Source organism: Bifidobacterium polysaccharolyticum, from assembly GCF_016101585.1.
In the GTDB taxonomy this organism is placed as follows: domain Bacteria; phylum Actinomycetota; class Actinomycetes; order Actinomycetales; family Bifidobacteriaceae; genus Bombiscardovia; species Bombiscardovia polysaccharolytica.
Window position 1 is genome coordinate 126,682 of the sequence record NZ_JACFQG010000003.1, and the last position, 13,102, is coordinate 139,783.

Sequence of the window (13,102 nt, forward strand, 5' to 3'; positions counted from 1 at the left end):
GCAATTTTTTCGTAAGTCGGCATGTCTACTCGCTTCGCCGAAGGCGTGCCGCGTCGGGATGGAAAAGGTTATGCTCGGGAATGGTCGTCAGAGACCATAAGGAGGGTGCGTGTGGATTGGCATGCAGCGGTCTACGGGTCAAGAGCCGGTGGTTCAGGAGGCCATGGCTTCTATGATCCGGGTGATGAGGAGGAGGGGCGGACCTTTGGTGATCCGGACACCATCTCTGACGCTGCTCTGCGTCGATTGGGCGGCAAGGCCTACTTCCGTGCCCATCAACTGCTGGATGACCGTCGCTTTACAGACTTGCGCCTGCGACACCTGGGGGCTTTGACCGTCCTCAAGGGACGTGTGCCCGCCACCTATCAGCCGGATGGCGACTGCATGGTTCAGGCTCGGCTGGACGAGCAGGCCCATCGGGTCATCGACTCCTCCTGCACTTGCCGGGCCTTTGGGCGCCAGGGTCCTGCATGCAAGCATGTGGTCGCTCTGATCATGGCCTATAACGAGTCCAGCCAGGCCTTTGCAGGATCGGATGATTGGACCGGTGACGAGGGTCGATCCCGGTCCGCCCGCTCGACCTCAGGACCCTTGGCAGCCTACATGCACCGGCAGGAGGGTCGGCGGCGGCAAGCCTTTCGTGACCGCCAGCTGAGCTTGCTCAAGCAGGAGAACGGACCGGTCGGCGGTCGTCACCTGCCCATCGGCTCAGTCGGACTGATCCCAGACCTGACCAGCGAGCGCGGAGGCTGGCTGGTCCGTCTGCACATCACCCTGTCCTCCCACGGGGTCGCCTATTTGGTCAAGGACCTTCCGGCCCTGCTGCGCGCCGTTGACCAGGGCGAATTCATGTCTTACGGACGGCGGCTGGCCTTCATCCATTCTCGTGACACCTTTGATGACCGGGCCCAGGCTCTGCTGACCATCCTGGAGAGGGCTGGCGCCATCCGCCGCAGCCTGGCCGAACAGGAGGGGGGCATGCGCCGCCGTCTTACGCGTGCAGGATTGGCGGGGATCCGGCTCAGCGACGATGAGGTGGCGCAGATCCTCGACCTGTTTGTGGATTCCGGGCTCACCCTGGACTACACGCCTCCTGAGGACTCCTTCCTGCAGACCATGCCTGCCCCCGTGGTCGGCGGAGACCCGGACCCTGGCATCGCAGTCAGCAAGGAGGCGGAAGGCTACCGGATCACTCATGCCCTGGCCGTGGAGCGCTTCATCGTAGGCCAGGCCCATTCCTTCGTTATCGTGCGCCCCTCTCAGCCTGGTTTAGGGCTGGATTCGGGACCAGTCATCCACCGTTGCAGCGCGCGTTTCATGCGTCATCGGGACCTGCTGGAGACCCTTTGCCGCCCTGGCGAGGATCGGGATCTGCATCTGGATGCCGACGACCTGGACTTGTTCGCCCGGACTGTCCTGCCTGACTTGGATCAGGGTGCCCAGGAAGGATCCGGGCTCTCCGCCACACTGCCTGAAGAGCTGGATGCCCGCCGACGGCCGCCCTGCAGGATCGAGCTTTACCTGGACAGGGATCAGCAGGGGGTCAGCTGTGACCTCAAGGCCCGCTATGGAGATCGTCTTGTGTCCGTCGGCGCTGATCCCGGCTCGGAGGATGAACCCGGCAGAGATCGGGAGAGCGAGTCTCTGGCCCGGCAGACGGTCCGCCGCTATTTCCCCCTGATGGATGAGGGATTGGCCCGCATCCCCGAGGAGAACGAGGAAGCCATCCACACCCTGCTGACCCGGGGCCTGCCGGTGCTCAAGAGTCTGGGACGGGTTTTTTCCACCCCGGCCTTCGACGGACTGAGCGTCGTCTCTCATCCGCAGATTCGTGTGGGTGTGCGGGTGCGCTCTGGTCTGGTTGAGATCTCTCCCATCGCCGATGAGGTACGGCCCGAGGAGGCCGCCGCCATTCTGGCTGACCATCGCCGTCGTCGGCGCTTCCATCGTCTGCGCAATGGGGCTTTCGTCGAGTTGGCTGATCTGAATACCGATGCTGTGGACACCTTGGCCCAAGATCTGGGCATCGACCCGGCTGATCTGGCCAAGGGGCCGGTCCGTGTGCCTGAATTCCAGCTCGGCTACCTGGATGCGCTGGTACCCGAGCAGGACCGTGATTCCAGCTTCCGCGACTACCTGAAGGAGCGCAAGCCTGACCCTCAGGAGTTCAAGGTCCCCGACGGGCTGCGCGGGCAACTCAGACCTTATCAGGTAGAAGGGCTGCGTTGGCTATGCACCTTGAGCGACCGCGGATTTGGTGGCATCCTGGCCGATGAGATGGGCCTGGGCAAGACCATACAGATGTTGGCTTACCTGCTCTCCCGTAAGGATCAGGCCAGTGATCGAGGGCCTTCGCTGATTGTCTGTCCAGCCTCCTTGGTCTACAACTGGGAGGCCGAGTGCCGTCGTTTTACGCCGGATTTGCGGGTGGCGGTCCTGGCTGGGGGGCGTAGCCAGCGTCAGGCACTGCTGGATCAGGCCGGGTCCTACGACCTGCTGATCACCTCTTACGACCTGCTCAGGCGTGACCTGGATCGGTATCGGAGCCTACCCTGGTATGCCTTGGTCTTGGATGAGGCCCAGTACATCAAGAACCATGCCACCAAGGCAGCCCGGGCCGTACGCGCTCTGGACAGTCTGCATCGGTTCGCCCTGACCGGCACACCCATCGAGAACCGGCTGTCTGAGCTTTGGAGCATCTTCGACTTCCTGATGCCCGGGATGTTGGGCCCCTACTCCCGGTTCCGGGACCGCTTCGAAATGCCTATACTCAGCGGCGATCAGGACGCCCAGTCCCGGCTCCAGGCCCTGGTGGGACCCTTCATTCTGCGACGGCTCAAGTCACAGGTGCTGACCGATCTGCCAGAGAAGATCGAAAACGTGATCAGCGTGCCCCTGCAGGGTCGTCAGCGCAAGCTCTATGCGGCCCTGGAGCAGGAGCTGAGGGCCACGCTCAACAAGGAAAGGGATCAGGAGTACGAAGTCGGCAAAATCCAGGTCCTGGCCCAGCTGACCAGGCTGCGGGAGGTCTGCTGCGATCCGCGTCTGGTCTACCAGGATCAAGGTCGTGACCGGAGGGGCGATTCGGCCAAACTGGATGCCATCGAGGATCTGGTGGTCTCCTGCCAGGATGCCGGACGCAAGATGCTGATCTTCTCCCAGTTCACCTCCTACCTGGACCTGATAGCCCAACGGCTGCGTCGGCTGGACGTGTCCTACGATCTGATCACCGGGGCCACATCCAAGAAGCGTCGGCTGGAGCTGGTGGAACAGTTCAATAGGGATGCCACGCAGGTTTTTCTGATCTCCCTGAAGGCCGGCAACACCGGGCTCAACCTGACCGGAGCCTGTGTGGTGGTTCATGCGGACCCTTGGTGGAACGCCGCTGCCCAGGAGCAGGCCAACGACCGCGCCCACCGGATCGGCCAGACCCAGGACGTCAACGTCTACCAGATCGTAGCCAAGGACACCATCGAGGAACGCATCCTCAACCTGCAGTACAGCAAGAGCGACCTGGCATCGCGCTTTGTCGATTCGGCCGCCTCCACCGGCGCCTCCAGCGTGGCCAGGCTGAGCAGAAAAGACCTTCTGGCCCTGCTGGGCTGATCCCGTACTGACATGAATCTACTCGAAACTAAGACTCAGCGATTTTGAATGTGCTGCCATCATTGATGGCGAGGTCCTCGGGCCACGGTTCCGGTTATTCTTGATGCGGTAGTCAAATCGAAAGACTATGTGTATGAGCAGATTGACGGTTGTGCCACTGCGGGCTTGTCGATTTGGCAACGGTCGATTATTCGGGTTATGGGAGCCTGGCCATTTTTCAGCTCCTTTGATACAGGAAGCTAAAGGAGAGAGCATGATCAGCGGTGTGCAGATGTTCTGCTCGGAGTTCATGGGCACCGCCCTTATGATGGCCATCGCGGTCATGGTCGCCGCCAGCAGGTCGCTCCCCAAGACAGGGGCTTATCGATCCGACTGGATCAACGCATCGCTGGGCTGGGGTCTTGCTGTCTATGTGGGCGTATATGCGGGGTGGAGAACGGGCGGTCATCTGAATCCGGCCGTGACCCTGGCCAGGGTGGTCGGTCACTGGATTGATCCACAAGCGACCTTGAACGGCCTGGCCATGGGCAAGGGTGGCATTCCGGTCACCTTGGCCAATGTAGCCATCTTCATTTCCGCCCAGTTCCTTGGGGCTTTCTTAGGTTCCTGTCTGGGCTACCTGGGCACTCGCCAGCATTTCGAACTTTCGACCGATACAGATACCAAACTCATGGTTTTCTGCACCAAGCCGGCCATACGTTCGAATTTCTGGAATCTTACATCGGAGGCCATCGGCACGGCCATCCTGGTTTCCTGGGTTTTCCTCAATGGTGGAACTCCTACACAGGTCGGGCCTCTGGGTGTGGCCCTGGTCATCACGGTTCTGGTCATGGCCTTGGGTGGGGTTTCTGGTGCGGCCATGAATCCTGCACGTGACTTTTCCGCCCGATTGGCTTACTGCCTTCTGCCCATGTCCGGCAAGAAGGATGCGGACTGGAGCTACGCATGGATACCCTTTGTCGGGCCGATCATTGGAGCCTGCATCGGTGTGCTGGCTCCTGCCTGGATGGGACTTCTGCCTTGATCGTCGGCATGGAAAAGCCCCTAGCCTTGTCAGGGGGTTATTACGACAGGACCGGGGGTCGAGTTAGTTAGACAGCTCGAACTCAGTAGCTGGCTGAGGTGGGCTCCTGGAAGCGGACTGTCAGTCCGCGGCCGTGGTGAAGGAACATCTCCGCACCGTGGCGGTCGACATCGCGATGGGTGAAGAGCATGCGGATGGCAAACGCCGTCTGGGCATCATCGGGCAGGTCCAGAAAGGCCTTATGGGCATCCCAGCCATCGGCTGCGACAGCCTTATTGGGTACGTATGCATATCCATAGCCGTCCTCGTCCACGTAGCCCAGGAAAGGCAGGTCCCATGCCTGGTGGTAGCTCAACTGATTCTTGTAATCCTCGACCTTCTTAAGGGCTTCGTCGCTGATGCCGTACTTGCGGGCGACCTCGTTGGCCTTGGCGGTCTTCGCCGCGGCATCTTTTCCGAACATGGAAGTATCAACAACAATGACTGTATCGTCTACCATGACTGACCTTTCTGTGTGACGGCCTGCACGTGTGACAATCAACGCCATGACCATGCAGGGCCATGACCTTTCGGGTGACCGTCCATCGTCGACAGCGACCCCTGGATGCAAGATTCCTTCCACTTGCAAGAATACCAAATTCCGCCTGCAAATAGGGGCAAGGAACCGTGAGGTTCGCCATAAGTGCCTGACATTGGCGAAGAGGAGGGAACTATCAGTCCAGCTCGGTCTCCTGAGCCCTGCGATGCCGAAGCAGACACATCAGCGCCAGGCCGAGAACGGCAGTGCCGACAGCCAGGGCTGCAGGAATGACTATGTCTGAGCCGGAGTCGGCTAGGGACGGGGAATTCGTAGAGGACTTCGCTTGGTCATCAGAAGATTGGCTTCCTGGCACTGGTTTTTGGCTATTTCTGGTTTGATCCGGTTTGCTAGGTGCATGATCGGACTCGACCGGCTTGCTCGGTTCCACCGGCGGATTCGGCTTGTCATGCTCTCCGGAGTTGTTGGAGTTGTTGGGGGTGCTGGAGTTGTCAGGGTTGCTGGAGTCGCCGGTGTTGCTGGGGTTGCCGGTGTTGCTGGGGTTGCCGGTGTCGCCAGAGTCAGAGTTGCCAGAGTTGCTGGAGTTGCCAGGGTCGTCGGGCTTGGCCGGCTGGGTCTGGTAGGTGTTGGTGAAGACCGCCGTGTCTAGCTTGATGCCCTTGCTGTCAGTCCATTGCGCCTTGGCGGTACGGTGTAACTGAGCTGAATCGGTTGTCAAAGTGATGGTCAGGATTGCAACGCTCTGATCATACGTCAGGCCAGGAATGGAGCCGGTTTCCTGGTGAATACGATACTTGTAGCTGCCATCGTGGGGCAGAGCATACACGTTGACGGGCACCTGGATATCTTGGTTGTCGGTGTTTATGATGATTTGGCTGGGCAACGCTGCGGAGGGTGCTCCTTCCAGGGGCTCGACGGTTAATGTAAAGGAGTCTGTACTGAGCCAGTTCCTGCCTTGAATCCGTACTTTGACTCCGGCAGACACTTCATCGGTGTCCATTGTTCCCGTCAGACCGCAGTTGTTGTAGTCCAGGGATTGGCTGGCTGCGTCCACCATATCCTCGGCCTGCTGGAACTCAATATCGTTGATGACGGCGCCTTTCATGGTTCCGTCCTCCAGTACGTCGCTGGCTGAGGAGTTTTCGCTCGGGCTGGCTCCGCTGGCCTTTTGGACTGTTGTAGTCAGGTGAGTCCAGTTCGTGTTCGGGGCGGGGGCGAAGCGCAGGTGGAATTTCCCTGCCGGTATATTGGTCAGTTCGTACTTGCCCTGGGAATCAGATTTTGTGCTCAGAACATCATGTGGGGTGACGACCGACTTGGCGGGCTCGTTGGTACCGTCCTTGATCAGGGTCACTTTCACATCTTTAAGCAGAATATCTTCCGAAGAGCGGACACCGTCCCCATTGACGTCGTACCATACGATGCCACTGATGGAACGTTGAACAACCATGGCCTGGGCAGGCATTTGGTTCAGTGCATTGCCCCAGCGATTCCGATAGAGGTCGCCGGAGGAGTTGTTTCCGGGGTTTATATGGAAAGTAATGTCATAGCGGAATTGGTTGGGCTGCCCATCAATGATGAAGGCCCAGGCGACCACGTTTCCAGGCATTTTCACTTCGCCGCTTGTTGGGTCAAAGTCAGCCTTGCTCCAAGAGAGGTAATCCTGGGATTGTATGGAACTCGTGTCATTCACCCGCCATCGAGAATCTGTGGTGTAGCGGATGGTGATTCCGCTCAGACCAGCCCCCGCCGAAGCTTTTATGCTCATATCGGCAAAAGTGGGTTCCCCGTGGAAGTCGGGTTTGCCGCTTGCCTGTTTGTAAGGCATGATGTCGATGGCATAGTGATGCTGCTTGCCACTGCCTGCGGTGCTGCTCAGCATGTTGGTGAAGCCGATTGGTGCACCGGCTTCATTGGTATCCTGTACGGCCGAAGTGGAAAGGCTGGTGGTGTTGGTCCGCCAGGCGTGGATGGTGAAGGAGTCGGCAGTCTTCAAGTATGTGTTGGGCTGGGACATATTCTGTTTTGACTGGACTGTGGCAGAGGTCATTAGGTCGTCGCCGGGACCTATGTCTTTGCTGGGGTCAGTCAGGTCGCCCAGGGAGGTGGAGAAGTGGATGATGCGGTTGCTGCCGTCCACAGGGATGTTGGTCAGTGCCCAGGACAGAGTGGTTATTCCGGTTTCGGAGTCCGTGCTTACCGATGGCTCACAGGCGGTTCCGCCCTCTATGTGGCCCATTTCAGGCGTGGCTTCCGTATATGTGCCGCCCAATCGGGCGCTGCCGGGGATGTAGTGGAGCTTTGCTGGTAGTTTGTCGGTGATGTAGAGTTCGGTTTTGGCGCCCTTGTTGGCTTGGGAAGCTGAAGTGCCGGTGTTGATGGTTAGCCGCCAGTCAACGAACCGTTGATCGCTGTCTATGTCAAAATAGTCTTTGGGTTTGGAATTGGTGCTTGTTTGTGCTACGGCGTTGGAGATGGTGTTGGTTTCGCCGGCTACATAGAGGCTGTCCCCGTGTTCATTGCCGCCGGTGTCTCCGCCCAGGTAACCGTTTATTTGATCATAGTGGGCCTTGGTATAGCCTCCGACGGGAGTGGTTAAGACAGGAGATTTTATTTTGGCCAGATCGTATGGGTTCTGCTTCTCGGCCCAGTTCTCCCATTCCTGATCTCTGGACTTCTCGGGGCTCAGCCCGGCCATAGCTGCTAATTGGCTGCGGGTGAAGGTGCGCGACACTGATGTCAGCTGGGCTACCGAACCTACTTTGGCGTCGGGGAGGACGTTGATCACAAATCCGCCGAAGCCGAATCGGGAATTCTCTTCGGCAAACCTGGAGGGCGCGGCGGTGCGCCCGCCCAGCAGCATGCCTACAACCGTGCCATGCTTCTTTGCTTCCTCCTGTGTGCTGTAGAAGTTCAGATTCTCTATGTCGGCATTGGCTTGCTCAGTGTCGTTTTTCCAGTCCTTTCCGTCGGGTTTGGTGGCATACATGACCAGGTCCCGAAACGGGTTTTGAGCGCTCGTTTGCTCGTATTTATCGTATTTGCCGTTTTGCCAGATGCCATTGACCCAGGGAAGATCCAGGCTGTCGGAGTCCGGCAGTCCAACTACCTTTGGGTCGATTTTGACCAAGGACATTCCCAGCAGAGGCAGATCGGCCTTGCTGGTTTTGAAGTTGAAGCCAGCCGTTACCCGCACTTTGGTCCCTGCGACTGCTGAGTCGGTCCCCCGTAGATTGTCAGGAGCGTTCCACCACCCGCAGTCCACGCCGTTATCAAAAAAGTTGGAAGCCGTCATGCAACTGTACTGAATGATGTTGCTGATGCCTGCCTTTGATGTTTCGGAGCCTAGCGTGAAGATGACGTTGTGCCACATGTCATCGGACTGGTCGGGTTGGTTTGACGTGTCCGTTGCGTCAGAGGCAAGGGGTAAAGACTGGTTTGATAGCGATTTCGCACCCAGGTTGCCGTCATTGACCTTGCTCTGCAGGCTGAGACCGGTCTGTCCATAGTAGTTGGCCACGTCCTTGCCTCCGACAGTGGAGGGGTTGAAGACATATAGGTAGCCAGTGGAGATTTCGGCCACTTCCTGTCGCGTGCAGTCAGTCGAGGCCAGGGCAGGGGTGCAGTTGGTGCCTGGCGCATGGGTATGCCCCAGGTATGGGAAGGGGTCGTTGGTTTTATAATCCTTCAACGTCAGGTCCAGCCTAAGGCCCTGGCTGCTGCGCTGTTCAGCCACGGTGTATTGACCATTGCCTTGGACCCGGTCCTTCCCGGCATCGCCACCCGTGGATCGGGCATAGCCATAGTTGCTGAGAGTGGGTTTCCAGCCCTGATCGCCGGTGTTGCGCCCGCTGTTGTTGAAGTCGCCATCGATGGTGCCGATGTCCCAGAAGTAGGGTTGCAGATCCTCTATTTTCGGGTAGGCATCTCCGCCGGCGGTCTGCCACAAATTGCTAAGCGACAGGGAAAAGGTTATGGGGCCAGTGGGAACCTCCAGACCCTTAAGACCCTTGGTTCGATCGGGCCAACGCATGTCAACGGCCCAGTTGAACTTGCTGATGATCCCCTTGCGCTTGCCCAGCTCATGGTTGGGGTAATTGCTGGCGGCTGGGGTGTTGAAATCGAAGGTTTGGTTGCCGGAGCCTTCATTGGTTCCGCCAGTGATTCTCAGGTTCAGATTGAGCTTGGCCGATACGGTGATCTCATCGGACGTGGCTGAAGCAGGATCGGTCTTGGTGGTGGCATCCGGAGCTCCCCAGGCCTGGATCTCTGGGGCGAATTTGCTGCCATTGGGCATGCTTCGGACCCGGAGGACCAGAGTGACGCTGGAGGATCCCGGAATGACGGTAGACATATTCTGTGTGGAGGCGAGCAGCCTGTAAACGGTAAGCACCTGTGTGGGCTGACCGTTGATGATCTCTGTAGTTTGCTTTGGCTCGTATCCCTGCGTATTGTCCACCCAGCCCATCGAAGCCACATCAAAGGTGACCTGATCCTCAGGCTGGCTCAGTTTGAATTGGAAGCCTATTCGGCCCCGGCGGTAACTGGTTGTCTCGCTGCGGGTATTTACGGCGAAAGAGTAGGTGTAGGACATCTTATCGAAAGTGCGCACTATGGCATTGTCCGCATCGTGGTCGTCGCCTGGGTTGTTGTCGCTGTCGAAAGGAGCCGTGCCAGTGGAGCGGGAGGCCTGGGACAGTGTGGTGACCACGGCGTCGTCGGTGTCCAGCGTGTCCTTGATTACCGATTTGGCGGTCGGCCTCCTGCTGGGTTGTATGGGCGCGGCCTGGTTCGGGGAGGTTGACTTCGATTTATGAGTGGTTGGGGCTGCTCCAGACGTGGCAGCGTCTAACTGTGGAGACGAGGTTTGGGTCGACGTGGATGATGCCTGGTTTGTCACAGTCGTCTGTTGTGCTTGCGTCGTTGCCGATGTTGATGTGGAGGCGGTGGTCTGTGCACCAGCTGTCTGCCCACCATCGGCTATAGCCATGGTGGGTATCAACATGGCCATAGCCATCAGGCCGACCAGGACTTTTCCACTCAAATTACCCTTTGCCACGTTTCTCCTTTTTGAGCGCCGACGACCTCCAGGGGCGTCGGGCCGGGCATCCCCTTCAGATCATCCGGTCGACTGTCTACGATGGTTTTCGAGTCATTCGATATTAGTTCTGTAGAGCTAGTATACAAAGTCTTTGGTTATGATTCCGATTGATACGCGCCTCCGGAGAAAAGGGCCAACCATGGACAGAACAAGGAGGTCCGCATGAGTGAACGGGATCATCATGAGCTCTCGGCTGCCGATTTTCCGGGTCACGGAATGCGCGAGCGGCTGGCCGTCTACGGGTTCTTCATCATCATGGGTATTGGTACATCGGCCTGGATTTCTCGACTGCCAACAGTCAAGGCCAGTCTCGGTCTGCAACCCTCGGGTCTGGCGCTAATGACTATCCTGGGCGGATGCGGCGCTCTGGTCGGCATGCTGGTCTCGGGAGTGTTGACTGATCAGCTGGGTGTGCGCCGGGCCATGTTGCTGGCAGCTTCGATCTGGTGCCTGGGCATGGTGATCGCGGCCCTGGCCGTCACTTTGCAATCAGTGCCGGGGGTGATTTTGGGGCTGCTCTTCAATTCGGCGGGGATCAGCCTCTGGGGAACGGTCAACACTGTTGAGGCCGGCGCAGTGGAGCGATTCTCCTCCCGGTCCATAATGCCGCGCTTTCATGCCTCGTACAGTCTGGGCATGTTTCTTGCCCTGGGGCTGGGCTCGCTCCTGTCTCATCTGGGCGTGCCCATAGGCGCGCATCTGGCGGTCAATGCACTGATCAGCCTGGTCCTGGTGGCCGCTTGCGTTCTGCTCTGCCCGGCTCGGCCTCTAGGGGACTACAAGGGCAGTGCTGACGGCAAACGTTCGGACCGTCATGCTGATTCATGCCGCTCATCCGCCTTCAGCAGGCAGTTAGCGGCTTGGAGTGATGCCTTGGTGCTCATCCTGGCCCTGATCAACGTGGCTCTGGAGGCCAGCGAGGGTGCTGTCAACGACTGGAGCGGGATCGGTCTGGTCGATTCCTTCGGTGTCCCCGAGTCTCAAGCCGGTCTTGCTCCCACGATTTTCGCTGCAGCCATGATCGTCTCAAGGCTGCTGGGTACGCATCTGATCGAGTGGCTGGGGAATATGCGCTCGCTGGTTCTGACTCTGCTGGTCTCGGCTCTGGGCATTCTGGTCTATGCTCTTTCGCCCTCTTTCGTGCTCAGCCTCGTGGGCACTGGAATTTGGGGTGTCGGAGCAGCTCTGGGTGTACCTATCGTCACCACTCTGGCAACCAAGGATCCGGCCATGGCGGCTCAGCGGGCTTCGGTCATCTCCACTGCCTACTACGGGGTCTCCTGGATCATTCCTCCGGCTATCGGATTTTTGGCCGACCATACAGGTGTCAGACCGGCGTTGCTTCCCTTGGCGTTCTTGTTGGCGGCAGTCACCCTCCTGGTGCCCAAGGTGTCCAGGCTCACTCGGGAATAATGCTCTTCGGTTGGCAAACCCCGTCAACCGGTTGTTGGGCGAAGTACAGTCTTTGGGAAGATACTCGGATTCAAACAGCCCTTCCTCAACATTGCCGTACACGTCAGTGAATTTTATGGCCACAGCAGTCAGCCGGCACCGGCCCTGAGGATCGGCCTTAGGACAGATGGATGCCCTTCTCCGCCAGGTTCTCCAAGCACTCCTGCAGGTAGGCTGCATCGTGCTCGGGATAGATGGGGTCCGTCAACGGCACTGCAGACAGATCCTTATAGGGCGGGCAATGTCTGCCGCGGTAAAGCGGATCGTACCAGGCAGGATCAGGATGGTAGCCGCGCTCGCGCATCGTTGCCATGACCAGCAGATGAAATTGAAAGAGCTTGTACGGGGAGTAGTGAAAGACATAGTCAACAGTGGCGTGCCGTCTACCCCAGCCCAGTCCCCGCAACGCGGTGATCTCCCGATGCTGGCCCAACAGCTGCTGTCTGGGGAGCAGTCGAATCAAATCCTGATGCCACAGTCGCATGATGCCCCCTCCTTCAGCCTAGCCGCTTGCATTACTGTAAAGCGGACTGGCAGAAGAAGGGGTTTCAGCAATTCTTTACTGGAATTGCTTACTGGGCGATGAATCCACCGTCCACAACGAATTCGGCACCCAGTGCGAACTTGGATTCGTCGCTGGCCAGATAGACGCAGATCTCGCCGATGTCCTGGGGCTCGCCGATGTGGCCCAGGGGGGTCAGCTTGCTCATCCTGTCCTCAAGGCTCTGGCTGATCAGAGGGGTCTTGATGAATCCGGGATGAACCGAGTTGATGCGAACACCATAGTTGTTGTTGGCGGAATCCAGGGCCGCGGACTTGGTCAGCAGCCTGGTGCCGCCCTTGCTGGCGTTGTAGGCTCCGGCTCCGCTCAGGCCTACGAAGCCCTCAATGGAGGAGATGTTAATAACGGATCCGCCACGGCCCTTCATGACCCGCATGCCGTGCTTGGTGCCAAGGAAGGTTCCGTTCAGATTGATGGCGATGACCTTTTTCCAGTCCTCGTAGCTTTCCTGGTCCATAGTGGCTCCGCTGCCGCCTATGCCGGCATTGTTGACCACGGTGGTCAGCTGACCCAACTCCTTTTCAACGGTGTCGATGGTGGAGACCCACTGGTCCTCATCCGTCACGTCCAGGGTGTGGAAGACGACCTGCCCGGGGTGCTTCTGCATGAAGCTGCGGGAAGCATCGCTTTCCTTGATATCGGTAAGGGCCACCTTGGCTCCCTCGCGGACGAAGCATTCGGCGATGCCTACGCCCATGCCACCGGTTCCTCCGGTGATGATGGCTACCTTACCTTGTAGTCGATCAGTCATATCCACTCCTTTATAGAGATGTGCTGTCATATTCCATCCTATGGGATGGCATGCCCACGGTGGTGACC

General features: G+C 58.6%; 7 protein-coding genes. 3 read left to right on the forward strand and 4 right to left on the reverse strand.

Going from position 1 to position 13,102, the window contains the following annotated elements:
- Positions 1-111: 111 nt before the first annotated feature.
- Both H3T90_RS06050 and H3T90_RS06055 read left to right on the forward strand, forming a co-directional pair.
- A complete protein-coding gene (locus H3T90_RS06050) occupies positions 112-3,606 on the forward strand; it encodes an SNF2-related protein (protein WP_198229937.1) in 3,495 nt (1,164 codons plus the stop codon).
- 253 nt (positions 3,607-3,859) lie between these two features.
- Positions 3,860-4,630 carry an MIP/aquaporin family protein gene (locus H3T90_RS06055; RefSeq protein ID WP_198229938.1) on the forward strand — a complete coding sequence of 257 codons (771 nt, stop codon included), beginning with the start codon at positions 3,860-3,862 and terminating at the stop codon, positions 4,628-4,630.
- An 82-nt stretch (positions 4,631-4,712) separates the two neighbouring features.
- On the opposite strand, the gene H3T90_RS06060 is transcribed toward H3T90_RS06055, so the two are convergent.
- Together H3T90_RS06060 and H3T90_RS09040 are read right to left on the reverse strand one after the other, a co-directional pair.
- Positions 4,713-5,129, reverse strand: coding sequence for a hypothetical protein (locus H3T90_RS06060; protein WP_015021278.1), 417 nt, complete (start codon positions 5,127-5,129; stop codon positions 4,713-4,715).
- A gap of 214 nt (positions 5,130-5,343) precedes the next feature.
- Positions 5,344-10,227, reverse strand: coding sequence for a Spy0128 family protein (locus H3T90_RS09040; protein ID WP_198229939.1), 4,884 nt, complete (start codon positions 10,225-10,227; stop codon positions 5,344-5,346).
- A gap of 204 nt (positions 10,228-10,431) precedes the next feature.
- Here H3T90_RS09040 and H3T90_RS06070 point away from each other — a divergent pair, with 204 nt between their 5' ends.
- Entirely contained in the window at positions 10,432-11,682 is a 1,251-nt protein-coding gene (locus H3T90_RS06070; RefSeq protein WP_198229940.1) for an MFS transporter, read from the forward strand.
- A gap of 157 nt (positions 11,683-11,839) precedes the next feature.
- Here the strand turns inward: H3T90_RS06070 and H3T90_RS06075 are convergent, their stop codons facing one another.
- Positions 11,840-12,205: a TIGR02328 family protein gene (locus H3T90_RS06075; protein WP_198229941.1), complete on the reverse strand. Its 366-nt coding sequence runs from the start codon at positions 12,203-12,205 to the stop codon at positions 11,840-11,842.
- 88 nt (positions 12,206-12,293) lie between these two features.
- Entirely contained in the window at positions 12,294-13,034 is a 741-nt protein-coding gene (locus tag H3T90_RS06080; RefSeq protein ID WP_121913066.1) for an SDR family oxidoreductase, read from the reverse strand.
- Positions 13,035-13,102: the final 68 nt, after the last annotated feature.